This window comes from Streptomyces sp. NPDC006655, from assembly GCF_040703965.1.
In the GTDB taxonomy this organism is placed as follows: domain Bacteria; phylum Actinomycetota; class Actinomycetes; order Streptomycetales; family Streptomycetaceae; genus Streptomyces.
Genome location: NZ_JBEYJU010000032.1, coordinates 59,518 through 78,748, shown reverse-complemented (window position 1 = coordinate 78,748; position 19,231 = coordinate 59,518). Strand labels below are relative to the sequence as shown.

Here is a 19,231-nt window from a genome sequence, read left to right as displayed (position 1 = left end):
GCCGACTTCCCCTGGTCGAGCGTGACCGATGTGATGAACTGGCCGTTCGTGTCATGTGACGACTCGGCCGTGGATCGTGGACGACGACTTGTGGGCCCGGATCGAACCGCTGCTCCCGTCCTGGCCGGAACGGTCGCCGGGGCCGAGACCGGTGGATGACCGGCTGTGTCTGCAGGGCATCTTGTATGTCTTGCACCAGGACATTGCCTGGCAACTCCTGCCAAGAGAGCAACTCGTGCCAAGGGAGCTGGGGTTCGCTCCGGGCAGACGTGCCGGCGGCGCCTGGACCGCCGGCAGAGGGCCGGCGTCTTCGAGCAACTGCACCAGGTGCTGCTCGCTGAGCTGAACGCGGCTGGCGAGCTCGACTGGTCCCGCACGTGCCTGGACGGCTCCCACGTCCGCGTGAAAAAAGGAGTGCCGCGACCGGCCCGTCGCCGGTCGACCGGCGGAAGTCGGGCAGCAAACACCATCTGATCTGCGACGGCAAGGGCACCCCGCAGCACGTCATCACGACCTCCGCAACGTCAACGACATCAACCCAGACCCTGAACCTCATCGACGGCATCCCGCCCGTCGCCGGGCGTCCCGGCCGACCGCGCCGGCGTCCCGACTCCGTCCTGGGCGACAAGGCGTACGACTCCCGGGCCGTCCGGCGCGAACTATGCAACCGTCGGATCATGCCGGTGATCTCCCGCAAGGGGACCCGGAACATCAAGGGCCTGAGCAAACTCCGCTACGTCGTCGAGCAGACCTTCGCCCTGCTCCACCAGTTCAAACGCCTCGCCGTCCGATGGGAGCGCCGCCTCGAACCCCACGACGCCTTCCTCTCGTTGGCCTGCAGCCTGATTTGCTGGAGGCGACTCAAAAACGCCGGATCGCAGGACCGTGTCACGCGCCTATGACGGCGCCGCGCCCCCTGACGAAGGGGCGGACGCACGACACCGTCGGATGAGCTCGGTCGTGGAGACGCCGGCCGTGTACCGCACAAGGCGCAGCTTTCCCGCATCGGCCACTGGACCGAAGACTTCTTTGAGCGCGTCCGCCGTCAGGTCGTCCCCGTGCACGACCACGTCGATGCCGTGCAGGTCCAGGAACCCGTTCGTGACACGGCAGGGCGCGTTCGGAAGTACCACGTCCACGTACCGGCATGCCTCGATCACCGCGACCCGCTCTGAGAGCGTCATGATGGGCTTGCGCTTGTATCCGGCCACTACCTCGTCAGAGAGCACCCCGACGATCAGCCGCTCCCCGAAACCTCGCGCGGCCCTGAGCAGCGCGACGTGCCCCGGGTGGAACAGGTCCCCGACCATGTCGACGTAGACGTTCCCGTGCTCAGCCATTCCTGTTGCCCTCTCGCTGGTGCCAAGCCGACCAACGAGCTGGTCAGTCGGCCCGGCCGAGGTCCTTGCCGTAGCAGATCTCGACGTACGGACCCGTGCAGTATGCCGGGATCTCGCGGTAGCCATGGCGGACGTACAGCGAGCGGGCCTCGACCAGGTCGAGGCGGGTGTTGAGGACCATCCGGGAGGCTCCGAGCAGGCGTGCCTCGCTCTCCAGCAGCTCCAACAGGAGGCCGGCGCCCTTCTTGCCTCGGAAAGGGGGACGCAGGTAGACGCGGGTGAGCTCGGCACGCTCGGAATCCAGCATCAACAGCCCGCCGCAGGCGGCGGCCTCGCCATCGAAACGGCCCACGACGAACTGGCCCGTGGGCGGCGTGAGCAGTTCGGCGCCGTCGTCGGCCAGGCCCTGGTCGATCTCCTCCATGGTCGCGGGTCGCTCCCAATAGCGGCTGGCGACCTCATCGTAGTAGTCGCGGCGCAGGCTGATCGCGTCCGCTGTGTCGAAGGATTCGAGGGCCAGATGCCAGGTCATGAGACTTCTCTAGCCGAGGTGCACCGCCTTGACCAACCGGTTTTTGGAGCAGAAACTCGTAAGACGATCACGACCGGGTCTTCTTGAGGCGTCTCCAGCAAATGAGACCGCAGGCCAGGGAGACGAAGGCGTTGTGCAGGTCGAGGCGTCTTTCCCAGCGGACGGCCAGCCGCTTGAAGTGATGTAGCAGCGAGAAGGTCTGTTCGACGACATAACGGAGCCTGCCCAGGCCCTTGATGTTGGGGACGGCCTTGCGGGAGATGACTGGGCAGGACCCGACGTCTGTGCAGCTCGCGGCGGTTGGGGTTGCTGTCGTAGCCATTGTCGCGAGAAGAGAGTCTGGCCGCCCGCGCGGGCGTCCGGGCTTGCCGGCGACGGGAGGGATGCCGTCGACCAGGGTGAGGGCCTGGGTAACGTCATCGACGTTGGCTGCGGTGGTGATGACCTTGAACGGGGTGCCGCGTCCATCGCAGATCAGGTGGTGTTTGCTGCCCGTCTTCCCGCGGTCGACCGGTGACGGGCCGGTGGCCTCGCCCCCTTTTTCGCACGGATGTGGGAGGCGTCCTGGCAGGCCCGTGTCCAGTCGAGTTCATCGGCGGCATGCAACTCGGCGAGCAGGATGCGGTGCAGTTTCTCGAAGACACCCGCCTGCTGCCACCGGCCCAGTCGGCTCCAGCAGGTCTGCCCGGAGCCGAACCCCAACTTCAACGGCAGCAGTTGCCAACTGACGTCGTTATAGAGCACGAACAAGATGCCCTGCAGGCACAGCCGGTCAGGCACGGGCGTCGGGCCAGGATTCCTCTCCGGCCAGGGCGGCAGCAAGGGCTCGACCCGTCCAGACCTTTGAGCCCGACCTGCTGGCGGCGCCTCGGGCTCCCTACGTGTTGTGGGGCGGGCAGCCCTGGGAAGCCGCGCCGGATTCTTGTGGCGGCCAGTCGGGGGCAGGGGCTTCGGCGAGCAGCGGCCGGAGGGCGCCGAGAACTGCGCCGATGCAGACGTCGCGCAGCTGAGTGCGGGTACAGGTCTCGTGGGTAAGCCAGTCGACGCAGAGGACCCGGACGAAGACAAGCCAGCTCTTCAGGACATCGGACACTGCCTCGCGGGCGCTCTCGTCCGCGAGTGGGAGTACGGCCAGCAGCCGGGCACGGAGTGCGTCCAGCTCGCTCGTCATGATCGTCTGGATCACCGGGTCGCCCGCGAGGACCCGGTTCGCCGCGAGGACGGCGTTGCGGTTCGCCACGAAGTAGTCGAGATGCACGTCCATGCCGTGGATGAGCTGCTCCGTCAGGGGGGCGTTGTGGTCGAGCAGTGTTCCGGCGAGCAGTTGGTCCGCTGCCTGTTGGTAGACGGCTGCGAAGAGGGCGTGCTTGCTGGGGAAGTGACGGTAGAGCAGGGCCCGAGAGACACCGGCCTGTTCGGCGACCACCTCCATCTGCACATCGGCGTAGGGGTGTGCGGCGAAGAGCCGTGCGCCGACGGTGAGGAGCTGGGCGCGGCGGTCGGCGAGGCTGAGTCGTCGGCGCGGAGGCATGACACAGAGCTTAGTTGACATGGGTCCACTAGTGCACCCATCGCAGTAGACCCGTGTCAACTAAGGCTCGTTCAGGACGGCTTGGAGGAATCACGGCCAGGACTCCGCGTCTACTCGCACAGCTGATGGGCTGGACTGTGTGGCGATCGGCCTCTTCCACGTGGCTCTCGGCAACGCGGCGATCCCCGGTGCCGCCTCCGCCGGTGCGACGGTCGACAGCTGGGGCCGGTTCATGGGCGCCGCGTTCGTCGGCTACGGGCTGGCTTGGCTCTGGGCCGTGCGGCAGCGTCCGATCCCGGCTCGAGTGGTGCGGTGGCTGGCCGGCGTTTCCTTGCTGGGTGGCGCGGGCCGACGCTCGCCGTGCATGGCTGGCCGCAGTGGTTTCAGGTCGCACTGGCGGTGATCGAGCTCGGCCTGCCGCCGGTCTTCTTCTGGCTGGCCGACGCAGAGGAGCGGACCCTGCGCAGCGATGTGGAGGTCACGCCTGGCGGTGAAAGTGCCTGAGCGCGCCCGGATCGGCCACTTGGGCGGGGAAGTTGACGCTTCCGGTGCGGAACCGGGTGCTCGTCGGCAGCGGTCCGGTGTCAGCGTTCGGAGTCCTTGGTACGGGTGCCTGAGACCTCGGGTGCGGTTTCTGCCGGTCAGGCGGGAGAAGGCAGTTGTCGCGGAAATTTCGGTCCGTTGTCGGACCTCGAGGTCGAGTTGGAGCGGGTCCGGCCGATCTGGCGGAGGCGGAAGAGGTGCTCCGGCGCCGGATGGTCGGCCTGGAGCAGTAACTGGATGCGCTGGCGGCGGAGTATGCGCCCACTGCGGCCGTCGTGCATGAGGGGCGGCCAGCCCCTCATCGAGCCCTTCCTCCCGGCGCCGCCCGGCCGGTTCGAAGAACCAGCGACCAGCACCCCGCCACGAGGTCGGGCGAGTCCTCGCCACCGGCGAGACATACTCCCGGCCAGCCCACCACAAGAAGGGCACCAAGCCCCGCGACGCACAGAGTGACCTGCGGCCTGGGGCCCAGCCCCGTTGTCGGACCTGCTCCGTATGCTGCGGCCCCATGAGCATGAACGGGGAGTACCTGCGCGTCACACCTGCGGAACTGGACCGGGCCCTCAACGATCTCGAATGGGCCCTGGACCTGGCCGAGGAGATTCAGGACGCGCAGGAGGAGCACGAGCCAGCGCCGAACGAGGCACGGCACTTCACCACGCACCAGACATGGGATCTGCTCGGATTCCTCCTGCGACGCTCCGCCTTCCCTGTCGACATCGTTCACGGCGAGAAGCCCCTCGCTGCCGACGACTGGGGCTACGGACCGCCGCAATACCTGACTCCAGATCGGGTCCGGCTGGCCGCTGACACCCTGCATCAGACGACGTATGACCAGCTCCGAACTCGCCGAGGCCGAGATCTACCCCCGCATCTGGGACTCGCCCACCTCACTGGAGTGGGCACGCGACCTGTTTACTCCGCTGACAGAGTTCTTCCAAGGTGCCGCATCCACCGGTCACGCGGTGCTGATCTGGCTCGACTGAGCCACCTAAGGCGGCCAGACGTTACATGACGAGCTAACGGTGCTTGCCCCACTCTCCTCGCGGGGCTGGTCTCTTGACACCTCGGCGCCTTTTTGACCTCTTTGGCCCTCGGTCATAGTCGGCGCCATGGACTATGACGTAGACGTAGTGGTGGCCGGAGGCGGCCCGGTCGGACTGATGCTGGCCTGCGAGCTCCGGCTCGGAGGTGCGCGGGTGGCCGTCCTGGAGCGCCTCACCGAAGTGGACCCGACGATCAAGGGCGGTGCGATCACCACGCCCAGCGCCGAGGCGCTCTACCGCAGGGGCATGCTGCCCGCGCTGGCCGAGGTGCAGCGGCAGGCGATGGACCGCTACCAGGCATTCATTCGGGAGCGGAGCGGCGGGGACGGAGGTGGGGCCGCGGGTCAAGGGCTCGGGTTCGTGGGGCACTTCGCCGGAATCATGCTGCGCGCCGACTTGGTCGACCGTACGAAGCCGGGCCTCGGCGACGCCGGACCCGCCGCCGACATCGCTTTCGTGGCGCAGCAGGACATCGAGCGGCTGCTCGGCGGGAGGGCGGACGAGTTCGGCGTCGACGTGCGCCGGGGGGTGGAGCTGACCGGCTTCGACGCGTACGACGGGGCCGTCACCGTGCGGACCAGCCACGGGGCCATACGCGCTGGCTGGCTCGTGGGCTGCGACGGCGGCCGCAGCGCGGTCCGCAAGCTCGCAGGGTTTGAATTTCCCGGTACCGACCCGGAGATCACCTGTCACCAGGCGGTCGTGGAGATGACCGGTGCCGAGGACCTGAAGGTCGGCTGGACCGTCACGGACACCGCGGTGTACGCCTACGGGCCGATGCCGGGCCGCGTCGTCACCGTGGAGTTCGACGGGCCGCCGGCCGACCGGGACGCGCCGGTCACCGCCGAGGACCTTCAGGCTCGGCTGCGCCGCGTGTCCGGCGTGGACGTCACGATCACCGGGGTGCGGACCGCGACCCGCTTCACGGACCACGCCCGCCAGGTCACCGAGTACCGCAAGGGCCGGGTGCTGCTGGCGGGCGACGCGGCGCACGTGCACTCCGCGTTCGGGAGCCAGGGGCTGAGCCTGGGTATCGGGGACGCGATGAACCTCGGCTGGAAGCTCGCCGCGGTGATCGGCGGCCGGGCGCCGGAAGGGCTGCTGGACACGTACACCTCCGAGCGGCACCCGGTCGGTGCTTGGGTGCTGGACTGGACCCGATCCCAGGTCGCGGCCATGCGCCCGGACCCGCAGTCCCGGGCCCTGCGCGAGATCGTCAGCGACCTGGCGGAGACGGTCGTGGGCACCACGTACCTCACCGCGCGGCTCAACAGCACAGGCGTGCGGTACGAGCTGCCGGGCGAGCACCCGCTGACCGGCCGCAGCACCCCGGACCTCGAACTCAGCGACGGCAGCCGCCTCGCGGACCACCTCCACGGCGGCCGGGCGCTCCTGCTCGACCTCACCGACGACCCGGAGCTCCGGGCCCTCGCCGCGGGGTACGCCGGCCGCGTCGACACCCTGACGGCCAGTTGCCCGGACCGCCCGGACCTGGCGGCGGTCCTCGTCCGTCCGGACGGCTTCACGGCCTGGGCGGCCGACGCGGGGGCACAGGCGCCGAACTCGACGGTCGGGCTGGCGGAAGCGCTGGGGGAGTGGTTCGGAGTGCCCGAGGGCGCGGCGACGCCGGGCTGATCCGCCGCCCTGCCGACTGAATCGGACCACGAGCCGATCCCCGGTACGGTGATGGCCGTGCTGGGCATGGTGAGCACCGCCTCGTCCGCGGATACGGCCGGGCGCGGCCGTCGCAGCGTGGTGCGTGGTCCCTCACGGCGGCTGCCGGCGTCAGCGAGTGAACAGCTCGGGGTGCGTGCGGACGAACCCGGATACTCCTTCGGCGGACCGCCCGGTGACCTCCTCCATGCCGTTCGTCCGGCGGTCATAGCGCCCGGCCACGTGCAGGCGAGCCATGGTGGAGATGTGCTGGAGCACATGGTCCGGCAGTCCCAGCGCCGCGAGATCACTGTCGAGCCATTCCTGCAACGGGACGTCGGTGTAGCCGACCGTGCGGTGCAGAGCATCGGAAATATCCGCGGCCAGAGCGGCGATGTCCTGTGATCGGGGACCGGTCAGCTCGTAGGTCCGGCCGATGCGAGCGGCCGGATCGGCAAGAATCTCCTCGACGACCGCGGCAACGTCACCGGCCGCGATCGGTGAGGTTCTCGCCTCGCCGAAGGGCCATCTGATCACGCCGTCCTTGGCGATCGAGGCAAACACGGTCTGGAAGAGCGGGTTCTCCATGAAGACGGTGGGCCTGACCTGGACCACGGGCAGGCCTGACCAGCCGAGAACCTGCTCGACCAGCCATTGCTGACGATGCTGGTGCGAGTCGGAGCCGCTGGTGGCGTCCATCTCGGAGACGGTCAGCTGCGACATGTTGACGACCGCCTCCAGGGATCCGTAGGCGCGCGCGACGGCGGCTGCGGTCACGGCGGCCAGCAGATACTGGGCCGACACGGCCATGCCGAAATACATCCGGCCGCAGCCGTCAAGGGCGTCGGCGACGTCACGGGCACGCGTCAGATCTCCGACCACGACGTCAGCACCTGTGGCGCGCAGCGCCTGGGCGCGGTCGTCGTTCTGGCGCACCAGAGCACGCACCTGGAGGCCTCGGCGCCGCAGCCCTCGGACCACGGTTCTGCCGACGGCGCCGACGCTGCCCGCAGCACCGGTCACCAGGATGGGCCGCATGCCTGCTTCAGGACTGGAGTCCATGGGGGCAGCCTGCGGCCCGTACAGCCGGGACGCAAACCGGGGTGACGTCCACGGCTGCGGCGGAGGTCAGACGATCGGCATGGGTCCGGATGGACCAGAGGGTGACGCCGGAGACGTCACCTGAATACAATGATTCGTCTAACTAACCTCGCTTTTGCTAGCAAAAGCGAGGTTAGGTCATGGACGGTCTTGCCGACATGGGAGGAACTCCGGGCTGGGGCTCGGTACACCCGCCGAGACATGACGAGTCTGTTTTCTCAGAGCCCTGGGAAGGCCGGGCATTCGCGCTCGCGATCCTCTCGAACAGGGCGTCCGGGGGAAACCTGGACTCCTTCCGACACGCCCTGGAGCGCCTGGACCCTGCGCACTACATCGACGACGGCTACTACGGGCGCTGGCTCAACGCCGGAGAGCTGAGACTTCTCGACAGCGCCGTCCTGGCACCTGGTGCGGTCGACGCCCGCGCCCGCAACCTCCGCGGCGAGCACGTGGAGGAGCCCCCGGTCCCGGAGCCGACCATGCCCGACTACGCGCCGACCGCCGACGGCACACTGCGCCGCCTCGACACCACGCCGGCCTTCGCCGTCGGCGAGCGTGTGCGTGCCAGAGACATGTCGTCGGCCGGACACACCAGGCTGCCGCGGTATGTGCGAGGGCATGTCGGCGTCGTCGACATGGTCCAGCCCGCCGGCGTGCTACCGGACACCAACGCGCACTTCCTGGGCGAGAACCCCCAGTACGTCTATTCGGTGCGCTTCGACTCACATGACGTCTGGGGCGCCGACGCCGAGCCCTTCGCGCTCACCGTGGACATGTTCGAGAGCTATCTGGAGACGGCCTCATGACCACCACCGCCGGATCGGCCGAGCGCCTTCCACCTGCGCTGCGCACCGAGGCGCTCGAGCAGTTGCTCACCGAGCGGGGCCTGATCGATCAGAAGGCGATGAACGGGCTCATCAGCACCTATGAGACCACCATCGGACCGCTGAACGGCGCGAAGGTCGTCGCCAGGGCCTGGACGGACCCCGAGTACCGTTCCCGACTGCTCGAGGACGGCACAGCAGCCATCAGGGAACTGGGCTTCGGAGGGTTCCAGGGCGAACACATCGTCGTGGTGGAGAACACCGCGACCACGCACCACGTGGTGGTCTGCACGCTGTGCTCGTGCTACCCCTGGCCGGTGCTCGGCCTGCCGCCGAGCTGGTACAAGGACCCCGCCTACCGCGCCCGGGTGGTGAAGGAGCCGCGCGCGGTGCTGTCCGAGATGGGACTCGAGCTGGCCGACGACGTTCGGATCACCGTCCACGACTCCACCAGCGAGGTGCGCTGGCTGGTGCTGCCCGAGCAGCCGGCCGGCACCGAGCATCTGACCGAGGAAGAACTCGTCCCTCTGGTGACGAGGGACGCGATGGTCGGAGTGGCCCAGGTGGTGGCACCATGAGCGCGCCTCTGGACCTCGAAGGCCCCGCCGCACCGCCCCGCTCCAACGGGGAGCTGGTGTTCGCGGAGCCGTGGGAGAGCCGCGCCTTCGGGATGGCCGTCACTCTGTACGACGCGGGAGTGTTCACCTGGCCGAAGTTCCAGGCCGCACTGATTGCCCGGATCACCGCATGGGAGGCAGCGGCGGAGCGGGACGAACCGTACAGCTGCTACGGGCTCTGGCTGGCCGCACTGGAGGACGTCCTCACCAGCGTGCGCGTCGTCTCCACGGACGAGGTCGTCACACGCGCCCGATCCCTGGCCCGGCGCCCTCCTGGCCACGACCACTGACCACTCCGACCACCCGCACTGACGACGGCGCACCCGTTTCCGGCGGTGACCAGGGCGGAGAAACCAAGCTCGGCACGCAGCCCCGCGAGGGTCTCACCGCCGGCTGATCACCGCTGCCTCGCCAAGCTCGAGCCCGAACACGTCGGACGGTCGACACGCGGTCGACGTACCCGATGACAGTCAGACCGCTGGTCCCTGTCGATCACGTGGCCGGTGATCCCGTCGTCCTCGGCGCCTGATCTCTGGTGACGCCCTCACTCGTCGCCCTCGGCCCGGCCGTCCCCGAAGACGAACAGTGGCTTGGCGCCGTGGGCAGGTGCTTCGGCGAGCGCGACGGCTTCGGCGAAACGTGCGAGTGGGAAGGGCCGCCCTTGGGGGATGCTCAGCACCTCGTCGGCGACGAGATCGCGGACCCGGGCCAGCGCACGCCGCACGCTTTCGGGTGAGGCAGTGCCGAACCAGCGGTTCAGCCAGAAGCCACGGACCGTTTTGGTCTCATAGATGAGCGAGCGAGCCTGCAGCGGGATCGTCAGTGCCGCGGGGTCGGTCTGCCGGTGCGTGGAGAGCGCGCCGTAGACCACCAGCTCTGCTCCCGGAGCCAGTGCCTGGGACACCTGGGCGCCGACGGGACCCGCGACACAGTCGACGGCCTTCCGTACGCCGGCCGGTCCCGCCGTCTCGGCCACACGCTGCGTCAGGTCGTCGTCTTCGGTGCAGATGACCACGTCACCGCCGAGCGCGGTGATCTCCTCCACGGCGCTGCGTCGCCGTACCACGTTGATCGTGCGGATGCCCAGATGCCGGGCGAGCTGGATGACGAGCCGCCCGACGGTGGAGCCCGCCGCCGTCTGCAGGAGCCATTCGCCCGGCTGCACATCGAGTTCGCGCGTCACGAGGAGCAGCGCGGTCAGCGGGTTGACGGCGAGCTGGCATGCGGTCGAGTCGCTCAGGTGGTCGGGGATCGGCAGGAGCCTTCGGGCGTCGATGACGAGGTATTCCTGCCAGGTGCCGGCGACGGGAGGTCCGGGCACCGCCGGGATCGCTGCGGCCACAACGCGCACACCGGCCTTCGGCCCTTCGGTGTCCGGGCCCAGGGCCTCGACGCGCCCCACGCACTCCATGTTGCCCCCGACGGCGGGGAACTCCGGGGAGAAGCCGTAGCGGCCGCGCAGCACGTGCAGATCACTGGCGTGAAGAGGCGTCGCCGACACCCGGATCAGTGCCTGACCGGCCTTCGGCATGGGGACAGGCCGGGATTCCAGCCGCAGGACGTCGGTGGGTGCACCGGTCTCCAGGGCCACGAGCGCGCGCATGGATCGAGGCATGTGTGACTCTCCGTCTCACCATGCCCGAGACGGCTCGGCGTGCTGGTGTCGCGCGGCCTCGGGAGGGACGCGATCAGGACCGGTCGCCGCAGCGCACCACCCTGACTCCGTCACTCCACGCTACGCCCGCCCCCGGGAAGATTCCCGACGGCTGCCCACGGGCCTCGGCCGGAGCCGGAGCAGCCGGACCGACACGCTGGAACGATCAGTTGTCCCACTTGAGGGGCTGAGCAGAAGCGCGACGACCTCCCCAGCCTCCACACGCTCGCCGCAGGCGTCGACCGTGACCGCGACGCCGCCATCGCCGGCCTCAACCTGTCCTGGAGCTCCGGCGTCGATGGTGGTCGCGCTCCACCGGGAGCAGTCCTTGAGGTCCACGAAGACGTCGACGTTGTCCACGGACTCCAAGTCCTCGTCGGCATTCGGCAGGACCGCGGCCTCGGACTGCTCTGTGCGGACGCGGTACCAGGGTCCGTCCCAGTCGCCGAGCGGCCGCGAACGGGTAGGTCCCGCCAGTGAGGCGGGACCTGCCGCTGAGGCTGTTCACCTCGCTCGACGCCCTCTGATCACGCGCGGCTCGTCACTGGCGGCTCCACTTCTGGTTCGTGCCGCCGTTGCAGGTCCACAGTTCGACGAGGGCACCGTCGGCCGTGGAGGCCCCGGTCACGTCCAGGCACAGCCCGGACTGGACGCTGGTGACGGTGCCGTCGCTGTTGACGTTCCACTGCTGGTTGGTGCCGCCGTTGCAGTCCCAGATGACGACCTTGGTCCCCGGGGAGCTCCCGAAGCCGTCCGCGTCCAGGCACTTGCCCCCGTAGACGCGCAGCTCCTTGGCGGCGTCGGACGTCCACTGCTGGTTGGTGCCGCCGTTGCAGTCCCAGATCGCGGTCTGCACGCCGTTGGTGGTGCTCCCGCCCGGCACGTCCAGGCAGCGGTCGGAGCCGACGCCGCGCAGCGCGCTCGCGCTGCCCTGGCTGTTTCCACCGGGGTCGGTGCCGGTGCCCCAGCCCCACTGGAGGCGGTCGAGGCCGGACTGGTTGGTGACGGTCAGCGACAGGTTCGTACCGCTGCCGTTGAGTGAAGTGATGGCGCAGGACGCGTTGTCGCACGGTCCGGGGCCCTGGGTCTGGGCGGCTTGCTTGACGCCGGTCCACAGGACGGAGCCGATGCCGAGACTGCGCGCGGTGTCGGTGATGGCGTAGAGGAAGGAGATGTTGTTGGTGCCGTCCTTGGGCCCGTTGTAGTCGACGCCTGTGGTCATCGGGTCGCCGAACTCGGTCACCACGGCCCGGTCGGCGTAACCGCACAGGTTGCCGGTGAACTCCTTGACCCAGTCGGCCTCGGTGCTGTGGGAGACCCCGAACATGCTGTACGTGTGGATGGACAGCAGGGTGCCGGACAACCGGGAGTCGGCGCCGACGCCGCACAGGCTGGCGTCGCCCCACAGACCGGGGACGATCACGTGGTCACGGGGCAGACCGGGATAGTGCGTCAGCCAGTCGGCCTCGAAGTCGGTCAGATCGGTGGAGCTGTACGCCCACGGCTCATTCATGATGTCGAAGTAGAAGTTGCTCTTCGACGCGTACTTGCCGATCATCGTGTCCCACATCTGGTAGAAGGCCGCGGTGTCACTGACCTTCCCGTTCTGCAGCCACGGGGCGACGATGACCTTCATGCCCAGCGCGGTCGCGGCGTCCAGCGCCGCGCTGTAGCTGCCCCACCAGGTTCCCGAGGTGGTGGCGGAGTTGAAGCCCAGGCGGACGGTGTTGGCGCCCAGCTTCTGGAAGCCCTTGAGGATCGCCGTGGACTTCGTGTACACGGTCGCGTAGTCGTCCGACGTCGACAGGCCGACGGGGACGTTCGGGCCGGTGATGAAGTTGTCGTCGGGGTCGGCCCAGTTCACTCCGCGGAACTGGCTGGTGCCCGCCGCTGCCCTGGGCGTCGAGGTCGCCGCCTGGGCGGTGCCGCCGGTCAGTCCTCCCAGCAGTACGAGGGCCGAGGCCGCCGCGACGACGATCAGGTGCCGGGCGGGACGGCGGCGGGCGCGGCCGGCGCCCGGGTGCCGTGTCGTTCTGTTCACAAGGCCTCCTTGTGAGATGGGGAAACGGGGGGCCGTGATCAGCCCAGGGTCCACTGCTGGTTGCTGCCGCCGTTGCGGGTCCACAGTGCGGCCGGGGCGCCGTTGGCGGTCGAGGCGTCTGTGACATCCAGACAGAATCCGGAGGCCACCGAGGTGATGGTGCCGTCGGAGTTGAACCGCCATTGCCGGTTCGCCTGTCCGTTGCACGTGTAGGTCTGCACCGCCACGGGCCGCACGGGTCACAGCGCGGTGAAGGTCCACTGGAGGTTGGTGCTGCCGGTCCAGTGCCATTGCTTGGTGACGGAACCCGAGGTGACGTTGCCGCCGCCGTCGATGACCAGGCCGGTGCTGCGGTTGGCGATGCTGTAGCAGCCGTTGCCGCGGTCGGTGATCTGCCACTGCTGGTTGTTGCCGCCGTTCCAGGGGGCCTGCTGGGCCGGGGCACCGTCCGCGGTGGAACCCCAGCCGTCGGCGGCCATGCCGTTGGTGCGGTTGACCAGGCGGTAGTAACCGTTGCCCAGGTCGATGGCCTGCCACTGCTGGTTGGAGCCCCCGTTCCAGGTCCACTGGATGAGGTTGCTGCCGGAGGGCACGTTGCCGGCGCTGTCCAGGGCCAGGCCGTCGGTGACGTTGGTGACGCGGAAGTACGCGTTCGGGTCGAAGATCACCTTCAGTGAGGTGATCGCGTCGTTGTTGCCGGTGTTGCGCAGGTCGGGGTTGTCGGCGCTGAACGTCCAGGAAGTCCCGGAGAAGTTGTCCTCCGAGTAGCCGATGACCCGGTAGCCGGCGGGCACCTTCAAGGAGGAGATCGTCCTGGCCGCTGTCCCGGCGCTCTGCAGCTGCGCGGCGGAGTAGCTTCCCAGCGTGAGCCGGGCTGCCGAGCCGCCGTACCAGACGTCGCCGTACGCGCCGACGACGCCGACCGGGGCGAGCGCCGGGATCTGGCCGGAGAAGGTCAGCTTCAGCACGTACGCCAGGGCGTTGAACGGCGCCGACGCCGGCAGCGTGACGTGCAGGCCGTCGCCGCTCTGTGCGGGAGTGCCGAGGTCGATGTACGAGCCGCTGTTGGAATCGAGCAACTGCACGGACTTCAGCGATCCGAGGTCGATACGTCCGCTCGCGAGGGTGGTGATCGTCGTGGCGCTGCCGGGCCAGCCCAGGACCGTCGCGTACAGGACGGTGCCGGCCTTGTTGCGGGTGAACCGGAAGTCCTTGTTCGTCCCGGCGACGGGTTCCGTGAAGGAGCCTCCGCCCATCTTCGTCGGCCCCTCGCCGTAGGCGGTCCAGGCGCGGGTGGAGTACAGGGACTCACCGAACCGTCTGAGGTAGTCGCCGATGCTGAGCAGGACGTCCTTCTGGGCCTGGGGAATGGTGCCGTCGGCCATGGGGGCGATGTTGAGCAGTACGTTGCCGTTCTTGCTGATCCGGTCGATCAGCGAGTGCACCATCTGGGCGCTGGAGTAGTAGCCCATGCCGACGGTGTAGCACCAGCTGCTCGTTCCTACGCTGTCGTCGGTCAGCCAGTACGGGGTGGTGATGTCGGCCGGCCCGCCGCGCTCGTAGTCGAACATCTCGCCGTTGTTGTTGTAGCCGTCCTTGTAGGTGGCCACGACCTCTCTGCCCCAGGAGAGGGCCTGGTTGTAGTAGTACGACAGAAAGTTCAGTCGCTGGTTCTCGTCGACCAGGCTCAGGTCGAAGTCCTCCCACAGGATGTCCGGCTGGGCCAGGTCCACGACCTCCTTGAGTTTGGCGTACCAGAGTTGGTTCTCCGTGGCGGTGTCGAGCTGCCCGTACAGCTTCTTCAGGCTGGTGGTCGACTGGGCGGGTACGTGGTCGTAGTAGCCGTTGAAGTTGTAGGCGTGGTGCATGGCCACCAGCAGTTTCAGGCCCTTGCCCCGGATGGCGTCACGGAACAGGGCCAGCAGGTTGAGACCAGGGCCGTGCCTGACGGAGTTCCACTCGTTGGCCGCGCTGTCCCACATGGAGAATCCGTCGTGGTGTTCGGACACCGGCCCGGCGTACCTCGCGCCCGCGTCGACGAACAGCTGCGCCCATGCGTCCGGGTCGAACTTGCCGCCCTGCGAGACCAGTTGGGGCGCGAATTTCACCCAGTTGCCCGCCTTGTCGCGGGCTCCGTCGAGAAAGTTGTTGTAGGGCCACACCGAGGGGTCGCCGTAGGTGGCGACGTGGTGGGCGTTGGCGGCCACGCCTGATATGTACATGTTGCGCGGATACCACTCGTTGTCGTACGCCGGAACGCTGAAGGCGCCCCAGTGGAAGTAGATTCCGAACTTCGCGTCCTGGAACCACTCCGGAGCCGGCGGATGCTGGTCCACCGAGGCCCAGGTGGGTGTGTACGACGACGGAGCCGCCAGCGCCTTGGCCGTGCCGAGGGTGAGGTCCGCCGTCAGGGCGGCGGCGACAGCGGTGGCGCTCGACAGGAACACACGTCTGCTGATGGTCATGGTGAAACCTTTCGTCGATGCGTGTGGACGCGCTGATGAGCCCAGGCGCCCGAACCCGTTCGGGCACGCGCCGGTCCACCGGGCGTGCTGGTGCGGACCCGCGGGTGGCGACAGGGGGTACTCGTGCGGAGGGGCGGTTGTCCGGACCGCGAAGGCGGAGTCGTCAGCTCCGTTGCGTTGCTTCGGTGTTCGATTCTGTCGAACTGCGGTGCTTGCCTGTGGAACGCCTACGGGTGACGCGGCGGCGGGCGGTGAATCAATACATGGGATGGATGCCGTGAGGTGTGCCCACCTGTCCGCGCCGTGCCGCCTTGTGCTCAAGTCGACGGTATAGGTCGGAGCATGCCCCGGCGAGAGGGGCCGGTCAAGAGTCGCGGCACGCAACTGCCGTAACTTACATGGGATGTCTTGTTCGACGGGAGGTGCCGCATCGCCCTGTCCCTGAGGCGATGTCAGGACTATTGACTGTGCGGTAGTGAAGCAGTTTCCTTTCTCTCGCGTTTGATAGTGCGCCATCTTGGTGGACGGAGCCCGCCGGACATGGCGCTGAAGAAAAAATCACCAACCCGGCAACCTTTTCGCGTGCGGCGGTCACTGAGGAGTGAACCATCGGTCTCTCTCCCCGGAACGGACGGACATGAGCACAGCGAGGCAGGTCGTGCGGGAGCGCAGGCGCAAGCGCAGAATGATGTGGGGCACGCTGACCCTGGCCGCCGCGAGCGTGGTCGTCTGCCTGGTGCTCGCCCTGCTGCCTGACGGTACGTCCGGCGCGAAGCAGGCGGCGAGCACGACTGTCGCCGCCGCCGGCGAAGCGACGGCGGACGCGGGGCAGCCGCGGCCCACCCCGTCCGTGAAGGTGAAGGCGTCCTCGCGGCCGTCGGCGTCCCGGAGCGCGGCCGCCGCTCCGAAGCCGTCCAGGACCACCGTCACGAAGAAGCCCGCACCGGCGAGGACCACGCCTCCGGCGAACGCCGGGTCCGGAACGGCCTCGCTCGCCGGTCGCATCAGGCCGGGCACCGACTACCAGGGTGTCGCCACCGCGTACGAGGCCGGCGTCGGGGACGGCGCCTGCGGGTTCGGCCCCAGCCCCGACATGATGATCGGGGCGATGAACACCACCGACTACGAGACGGCCAGGGCCTGCGGGGCGTACGTGCATGTCCGGGCGGCGAACGGACGCTCCGTCACCGTCCGGATCACCAACGAGTGCCCGCTGCCCTGCGCGCCCGGCCAGATCGACCTCAGCCAGCAGGCCTTCTCCCGACTCGGTGACCTTCACCTCGGGCGGCTCGCGATCACTTGGAACCTGGTCAGCCCCGGCAGCCCGGGCACCCTGTCGGTCCGCTACAAGACCGGCTCCAGCCAGTACTGGTGTGGCATCCAGGTCGTCAACCACCGCAACCCGGTGGCGGCACTGGAGGTCCGTACCTCGGGAGGCTGGCGGCAGTTGGGCCGCACCTCCTACAACTACTTCCTCTCCGCCGACGGGACCGGCTGCGGCGGCGCGATCCGGATCACCGACATCTACGGGCAGCGGCTGACGGTGAACGGGATCGCGATCCGGCCGGACGCCGTCCAGCCCACCAGCGTCCAGTTCGCCCAGCACTGACCCACGCCACGCGGGGGCGGCGGGCAGCGACGGCCTGCCCGGCGCCCCCGGTGACGGGTGACAGTGCAGACTGCCGCGCGTCAGGCCAAAGGCGCACGTGTACGACGACATCGGTGGCACGTTCTGCCGGTGTCACGGTCAGGCGTTCCGGCGCGCCATGTGCAGTCGACTTCGCCCGGTAGGGGGCGTGCAGGGTGAAGTCGACGTCCCTCGTCCCGGTCTCGTGGCCAGGCGGGGAGCACGTGAATGGCCCGGCCGTCGAAGAGGCCCGGAAAGGGCGGCCGGGAAGGCTGGAGATGTGGGAAGGCCCTGGCCGGACGGGGGAGGCCAGCCAGTGCCGTGGGTGGGTGTGGCACAAGGCAGTGCGCTGGGCGTCTCCCGGTTGACGATTGCGCGTACGCCCGGGTGTCGAAGCTGGCGAGGATGGCTCGGCCTTGGCGTCCGAAGCGACCTCGACTACCTCGGGACTGCCGACAGTCAAAATCTCGACGTCGTCGGTGAACGTGGCTCGCGCTCCGTCCAAGTAGTCCCGCATGCCGTCAGCGGTCTTGACGTCCAGCGTGAAGATCATGCAGCCCTTGCTTGTCCTTCGCCCCTCCTTGTCCGCGCCGGTGACGAATGCGGAGAGGTCGCCGGCGAGATAGAGCACCGCGTGCGCGATGTCCTCCGGTGCGCCCACCGCGCGCAGCGGAGTGCGATCGGCGAGGTGATCGCGGTCCTCTGCTCGGGAGAGGTGGTCTCGCGTCATGCCGGTGAGGATCATGCCGGGGCTGATGGAGTTGACCCGGATGCCTTCCGGTCCGAGTTCGTCGGCGAGTGCTGTGACCGCAAAGGTTCACCGGCCCGGGGGGTGTGCCTTCCTCTGGCTGAGCAGACGTTCAGGAACACTCGCGCACGGGAACTGTCGCAGAACGCAGCGCGTCACACGCCGGCGGATGAGCTTTGTCGTCGGGAGAGGGCTAGCCTGCGTCGCTCTCGGTCGATCTCGATGACGACCACCGTGATCTCGTCGCCGACCTGGACGACATCTGCTGGAGTCTCCACCGGTGTCCAGGCGAGCTCTCGCAGGTGAACCAGTCCCTCGATTCCGTCGGCGACCTGGACGAAGACGCCGAACGGGATCAGCTTGGTGACCTGGCCAGGGAGTTTCTGCCCCACCGTGATGGTGTCGGCGAATACCTGGAAGGGGTCCGGCTGTGTGGCTTTCAAGGACAGTGTGGCCTCCAGGTTCCATGTGTCGAACTGGAGGAACTCACATGAGACGCGCTGTCCGACTGCACGACGTCGGTGGCTGCCTTGAAATGTCGCCAGGACAGTTCGGCCATGGAGATGAACCCGACGCCGGGGAAGACCGGATGGTCGGGTCCGTCGTCCAGCGCCACGAACACACCGAACCGTTCGATCGCTGCGACGGTGCCGGAAAGGAACTCGCCGCGGTGCAGTGAGTCCAGGAATGCCCAGAGTTCTGGGTTCTCAGACGGTCCGCCCATCATGCTCCCAGCCTTTCACGAGGAGCTGCGCCCTGGGTAGAAGTACGCTCACGCTGCGGTCTTGAGGGGACGTCCGCCCCAGCGGATGCCTTCGCCGGGCGGCACGGATCGACTTCAGCGCGACCAGTGTGTCGGCGGCACACTTTCTGCGGCGGCTGACGCCCCACAGGGTGTCGTCGCCGACCGCGTAGCAGTCGTGGAAGTACCGAACGCGAACGCCGTGGGTGCGGTGGTAGGTGGCGGGCAGCCGTTCGGGGCGCTTCTGCGCGGCCCAGCCCGAGCCCGCGGTGGGACGGTTCCCGAGCGGGCCGAACTCGTCGAAGGCGAAGAACCGGTCGGGGAAGCGGTCGACGCTCCTGTCCAGTTTCGCCTCCCGGTCGGGGTCCGGGGATTCCTTCCACGTCTTGGTGCGCTGGAAGGTCACGCCGCGGCGGGCGAGCAGGCCGCGTAACGCCTCGCGGCCGCTCCGGATCACGTGGCCGTGGACTTTGCGCCGGTAGGCGACGAGCTTGCGCAGGGACCAGCGGGTGAAGGGCCAGTCGAGTTTGGTCGGGCGGGTGATGGCCGTCTGGATGACGAAGTCCTTGTCATCAGGGCTGAGTTGGTCGGGGACCATGATGCGGACGGAATTGACGACCACGTCGAAGCGCTCGGAGCATAGGCGGCGTTGACCGCCGTACGTCAGAGACGTCGACGAGCCCCACGTCCGGTTCCCTGACCGCCGTCTCGACGGCGAGGGCCCTCGTTTCCTCCAGCCCGTCGTCGATGTCGAGGGCAAGGATCGA

Annotated in this window: 17 protein-coding genes and 5 pseudogenes; 9 read left to right on the top strand and 13 right to left on the bottom strand. The window is 68.4% G+C overall.

Annotated features, from left to right (window positions below):
- The first annotated feature begins 55 nt into the window (after window positions 1-55).
- Window positions 56-902: pseudogene (locus tag AB0958_RS20430) on the top strand (IS5 family transposase).
- Here the strand turns inward: AB0958_RS20430 and AB0958_RS20425 are convergent.
- The 4 genes from AB0958_RS20425 to AB0958_RS20410 form a co-directional block, all read right to left on the bottom strand.
- Complete coding sequence (locus tag AB0958_RS20425; RefSeq protein ID WP_366891859.1) at window positions 897-1,340, bottom strand: adenylyltransferase/cytidyltransferase family protein; 444 nt, start codon at window positions 1,338-1,340, stop codon at window positions 897-899. The pseudogene AB0958_RS20430 and the gene AB0958_RS20425 overlap by 6 nt on opposite strands.
- 43 nt (window positions 1,341-1,383) lie before the next feature.
- Window positions 1,384-1,872, bottom strand: a complete 489-nt coding sequence (locus AB0958_RS20420; protein ID WP_366891858.1) for a GNAT family N-acetyltransferase — start codon at window positions 1,870-1,872, stop codon at window positions 1,384-1,386.
- A 67-nt stretch (window positions 1,873-1,939) separates the two neighbouring features.
- Window positions 1,940-2,694, bottom strand: a protein-coding gene (locus tag AB0958_RS20415) for an IS5 family transposase (protein WP_366891857.1) whose coding sequence is annotated in 2 segments (ribosomal slippage) — window positions 1,940-2,415 and window positions 2,415-2,694 — 756 coding nt in all. Because the reading frame shifts where the segments join, the coding sequence is not laid out codon by codon here.
- 55 nt (window positions 2,695-2,749) lie between these two features.
- Complete coding sequence (locus AB0958_RS20410; RefSeq protein WP_366891856.1) at window positions 2,750-3,403, bottom strand: TetR/AcrR family transcriptional regulator; 654 nt, start codon at window positions 3,401-3,403, stop codon at window positions 2,750-2,752.
- A 139-nt stretch (window positions 3,404-3,542) separates the two neighbouring features.
- On the opposite strand from AB0958_RS20410, the gene AB0958_RS20405 reads away from it, so the two are divergent.
- From AB0958_RS20405 to AB0958_RS20390, 4 genes and pseudogenes are all read left to right on the top strand, one after another.
- Window positions 3,543-3,806 carry a DUF4345 domain-containing protein gene (locus AB0958_RS20405; RefSeq protein ID WP_366891855.1) on the top strand — a complete coding sequence of 88 codons (264 nt, stop codon included), beginning with the start codon at window positions 3,543-3,545 and terminating at the stop codon, window positions 3,804-3,806.
- Window positions 3,716-3,907, top strand: coding sequence for a hypothetical protein (locus tag AB0958_RS20400; protein ID WP_366891875.1), 192 nt, complete (start codon window positions 3,716-3,718; stop codon window positions 3,905-3,907). The genes AB0958_RS20405 and AB0958_RS20400 overlap by 91 nt, the downstream gene beginning before the upstream one ends.
- Before the next feature lie 547 nt (window positions 3,908-4,454).
- Window positions 4,455-4,932: pseudogene (locus tag AB0958_RS20395) on the top strand (YfbM family protein).
- Window positions 4,933-5,058: 126 nt separating this feature from the next.
- A complete protein-coding gene (locus tag AB0958_RS20390) occupies window positions 5,059-6,627 on the top strand; it encodes an FAD-dependent monooxygenase (RefSeq protein ID WP_366891854.1) in 1,569 nt (522 codons plus the stop codon).
- Between the two features lie 150 nt (window positions 6,628-6,777).
- On the opposite strand, the gene AB0958_RS20385 is transcribed toward AB0958_RS20390, so the two are convergent.
- Window positions 6,778-7,707, bottom strand: a complete 930-nt coding sequence (locus AB0958_RS20385) for an NAD(P)H-binding protein (protein WP_366891853.1) — start codon at window positions 7,705-7,707, stop codon at window positions 6,778-6,780.
- Between the two features lie 179 nt (window positions 7,708-7,886).
- Between AB0958_RS20385 and nthB the strand changes: the two genes are divergently transcribed.
- Genes nthB through AB0958_RS20370 form a run of 3 tightly spaced genes read left to right on the top strand, consistent with a single transcriptional unit; the run spans window position 7,887 to window position 9,477 of the window.
- Window positions 7,887-8,552, top strand: a complete 666-nt coding sequence (gene nthB / locus AB0958_RS20380; protein WP_366891852.1) for a nitrile hydratase subunit beta — start codon at window positions 7,887-7,889, stop codon at window positions 8,550-8,552.
- Window positions 8,549-9,148 carry a nitrile hydratase subunit alpha gene (nthA, locus tag AB0958_RS20375; RefSeq protein ID WP_366891851.1) on the top strand — a complete coding sequence of 200 codons (600 nt, stop codon included), beginning with the start codon at window positions 8,549-8,551 and terminating at the stop codon, window positions 9,146-9,148. The genes nthB and nthA overlap by 4 nt, the downstream gene beginning before the upstream one ends.
- Window positions 9,145-9,477: a nitrile hydratase accessory protein gene (locus tag AB0958_RS20370; RefSeq protein ID WP_366891850.1), complete on the top strand. Its 333-nt coding sequence runs from the start codon at window positions 9,145-9,147 to the stop codon at window positions 9,475-9,477. The genes nthA and AB0958_RS20370 overlap by 4 nt, the downstream gene beginning before the upstream one ends.
- A 254-nt stretch (window positions 9,478-9,731) precedes the next feature.
- Here the strand turns inward: AB0958_RS20370 and AB0958_RS20365 are convergent, their stop codons facing one another.
- From AB0958_RS20365 to AB0958_RS20345, 5 genes are all read right to left on the bottom strand, one after another.
- On the bottom strand, window positions 9,732-10,802 hold the full coding sequence (locus AB0958_RS20365; protein ID WP_366891849.1) for a zinc-dependent alcohol dehydrogenase family protein: 1,071 nt from the start codon (window positions 10,800-10,802) through the stop codon (window positions 9,732-9,734).
- 120 nt (window positions 10,803-10,922) lie between these two features.
- The gene (locus AB0958_RS20360; protein WP_366891848.1) at window positions 10,923-11,201 is read right to left on the bottom strand and encodes a hypothetical protein; all 279 of its coding nucleotides are present in this window, start codon (window positions 11,199-11,201) and stop codon (window positions 10,923-10,925) included.
- Window positions 11,202-11,382: 181 nt separating this feature from the next.
- On the bottom strand, window positions 11,383-12,882 hold the full coding sequence (locus AB0958_RS20355) for a ricin-type beta-trefoil lectin domain protein (RefSeq protein WP_366891847.1): 1,500 nt from the start codon (window positions 12,880-12,882) through the stop codon (window positions 11,383-11,385).
- A gap of 38 nt (window positions 12,883-12,920) precedes the next feature.
- Complete coding sequence (locus AB0958_RS20350; RefSeq protein ID WP_366891846.1) at window positions 12,921-13,109, bottom strand: RICIN domain-containing protein; 189 nt, start codon at window positions 13,107-13,109, stop codon at window positions 12,921-12,923.
- A gap of 12 nt (window positions 13,110-13,121) precedes the next feature.
- Window positions 13,122-15,347, bottom strand: a complete 2,226-nt coding sequence (locus tag AB0958_RS20345; RefSeq protein WP_366891845.1) for an alpha-L-fucosidase — start codon at window positions 15,345-15,347, stop codon at window positions 13,122-13,124.
- 637 nt (window positions 15,348-15,984) lie between these two features.
- Between AB0958_RS20345 and AB0958_RS20340 the strand changes: the two genes are divergently transcribed.
- Window positions 15,985-16,956: an expansin EXLX1 family cellulose-binding protein gene (locus AB0958_RS20340; protein WP_366891844.1), complete on the top strand. Its 972-nt coding sequence runs from the start codon at window positions 15,985-15,987 to the stop codon at window positions 16,954-16,956.
- Here the strand turns inward: AB0958_RS20340 and AB0958_RS20335 are convergent.
- The 3 pseudogenes from AB0958_RS20335 to AB0958_RS20325 all read right to left on the bottom strand — a co-directional run.
- Window positions 16,862-17,770, bottom strand: a pseudogene (locus AB0958_RS20335) (SDR family oxidoreductase); the annotation flags it as partial. The gene AB0958_RS20340 and the pseudogene AB0958_RS20335 overlap by 95 nt on opposite strands.
- A 107-nt stretch (window positions 17,771-17,877) precedes the next feature.
- Window positions 17,878-18,446: pseudogene (locus AB0958_RS20330) on the bottom strand (S1 RNA-binding domain-containing protein).
- A 94-nt stretch (window positions 18,447-18,540) separates the two neighbouring features.
- Window positions 18,541-19,056, bottom strand: a pseudogene (locus AB0958_RS20325) (IS630 family transposase); the annotation flags it as partial.
- Between the last annotated feature and the right edge of the window lie 175 nt (window positions 19,057-19,231).

Bases quoted from the DNA above. Each gene is read 5' to 3' on its own strand.
- AB0958_RS20390 (WP_366891854.1), top strand. From the start codon at position 5,059: ATGGACTATGACGTAGACGTAGTGGTGGCCGGAGGCGGCCCGGTCGGA.
- AB0958_RS20345 (WP_366891845.1), bottom strand. From the start codon at position 15,347: ATGACCATCAGCAGACGTGTGTTCCTGTCGAGCGCCACCGCTGTCGCC.
- AB0958_RS20370 (WP_366891850.1), top strand. From the start codon at position 9,145: ATGAGCGCGCCTCTGGACCTCGAAGGCCCCGCCGCACCGCCCCGCTCC.
- AB0958_RS20340 (WP_366891844.1), top strand. From the start codon at position 15,985: ATGAGCACAGCGAGGCAGGTCGTGCGGGAGCGCAGGCGCAAGCGCAGA.
- AB0958_RS20425 (WP_366891859.1), bottom strand. From the start codon at position 1,340: ATGGCTGAGCACGGGAACGTCTACGTCGACATGGTCGGGGACCTGTTC.
- AB0958_RS20420 (WP_366891858.1), bottom strand. From the start codon at position 1,872: ATGACCTGGCATCTGGCCCTCGAATCCTTCGACACAGCGGACGCGATC.
- AB0958_RS20410 (WP_366891856.1), bottom strand. From the start codon at position 3,403: ATGCCTCCGCGCCGACGACTCAGCCTCGCCGACCGCCGCGCCCAGCTC.
- nthA (WP_366891851.1), top strand. From the start codon at position 8,549: ATGACCACCACCGCCGGATCGGCCGAGCGCCTTCCACCTGCGCTGCGC.
- AB0958_RS20385 (WP_366891853.1), bottom strand. From the start codon at position 7,707: ATGGACTCCAGTCCTGAAGCAGGCATGCGGCCCATCCTGGTGACCGGT.
- nthB (WP_366891852.1), top strand. From the start codon at position 7,887: ATGGACGGTCTTGCCGACATGGGAGGAACTCCGGGCTGGGGCTCGGTA.
- AB0958_RS20365 (WP_366891849.1), bottom strand. From the start codon at position 10,802: ATGCCTCGATCCATGCGCGCGCTCGTGGCCCTGGAGACCGGTGCACCC.